2 protein-coding genes are annotated in these 1,502 nt (G+C 40.9%); both read left to right on the plus strand.

Annotated features, from left to right (window positions below; genetic code table 11):
• Positions 1 to 341: YqiA/YcfP family alpha/beta fold hydrolase (locus tag B7C60_RS19385; protein WP_281251715.1), on the plus strand; the 341-nt coding region annotated here is incomplete at its 5' end.
• Positions 342 to 778: 437 nt separating this feature from the next.
• A partial coding sequence (locus B7C60_RS19390; protein WP_245869458.1) for an NAD(P)/FAD-dependent oxidoreductase occupies positions 779 to 1,502 on the plus strand: 724 nt, incomplete at its 3' end.

Below are 1,502 nucleotides of genomic sequence, written 5' to 3' on the forward strand. Positions count from 1 at the left end.
TCGGTCTTGGCGGGTATTGGTCTGAGCGAATTGGTTTTTTATGTGGGATAAAACAGGTGATGTTTAACCCTAATTTGCATCCAGAAAACACCATGACAGGGAAAATTGACCGGCCGGAAGAGTATGAAGATATTGCGACAAAATGTGTCGAACAGTATCGTATGAAAAATAAGGGCCGCTGTCTGGTTTTTCTTTCTCGCCATGATGAAGTCTTAGACAATCAAAAGGCCGCTCAGGAGCTACAAGACTATTATCAAATTATCTGGGATGATGAGCAGCCGCATAAATTTAAGAAAATATCGCAACATCTACAGTCGATTAAGGCCTTTAAAGGGGCTTAATTTAAATCAATACGCAGCTTCGATAGTGGAGCTGCTTTAATACCCAATATTGTTTATCCCTTCATTCTCACTCCCTCTCGCTTTTGTGTTTATTCAGGTGTTTACCAATCGTTAACCGTTAATCAACATATGGCGGCTTTATTTTACCCTATATAATTAATCAAGAATAAAAAACTTGATGGGTGTCAAAAAATAGGTAGAGTATGAAAAATTAGCAAATGAGAAAATTTGCGCTACCCCGTGCTTAGTGCGAAAAGGATAAAAATTAATATTTGCTCGGTAAGCATTGGGCGGCAAAACATTTAAATAACATAATAAAAAGAACAAGATTCATTGATGAGCACTCTGATTTCTACAGACCTACGACTCTAATTTTAAAATTTCAGCATAGTTATTGATGCTGAAGCTGATTATTAAAACTTTTAAAGGTGATAATTGTGACACGTATTATTGTAGTCGGTGGCGGAGCTGGAGGGCTTGAGCTAGCAACGAAACTGGGACGAACTTTGGGACGTAAAAATCGTGCTAGCGTGACCTTAGTTGATCGAAATTCTAGCCATTTGTGGAAACCTTTGCTGCATGAAGTAGCAACAGGTTCGTTGGATGAGGGCGTTGACGCTTTAAGTTATCGGGCACATGCTAAAAACCACAGTTTTGATTTTCAACTCGGTAGTTTGGAAGCGATTGATCGAGACAGCAAAAAAATTGTCTTGAGTGAGCTGACCGATGAGCATGGTGAGCTGTTGATGCCTAAGCGTGAACTGCACTATGATCTACTGGTGCTAGCGATTGGTTCAACGTCTAATGATTTCAATACTCCTGGGGTTCGTGAGCACTGTATTTTCTTGGATAGCCCTGAACAAGCTCATCGTTTTCGCACCGAAATGAATAATGAGTTTCTAAAACTTCATGCAAAAAATGGCAACGGTACCGTTGATATTGCGATTGTGGGAGCGGGAGCGACGGGCGTTGAACTCTCGGCTGAATTACATAATGCAGTGAAAGAATTGCGTACTTATGGCTTTGGCGATCTTGACTCAAGTAAGCTAAATGTCAACTTAGTAGAAGCGGGAGAGCGTATTTTACCCGCCTTACCTCCAAGAATTTCAGCCGCCGCTCATAGCGAACTGACCAAGCTTGGTGTGAATGTTCGAACGTCAA

The organism is Vibrio fujianensis, from assembly GCF_002749895.1.
In the GTDB taxonomy this organism is placed as follows: domain Bacteria; phylum Pseudomonadota; class Gammaproteobacteria; order Enterobacterales; family Vibrionaceae; genus Vibrio; species Vibrio fujianensis.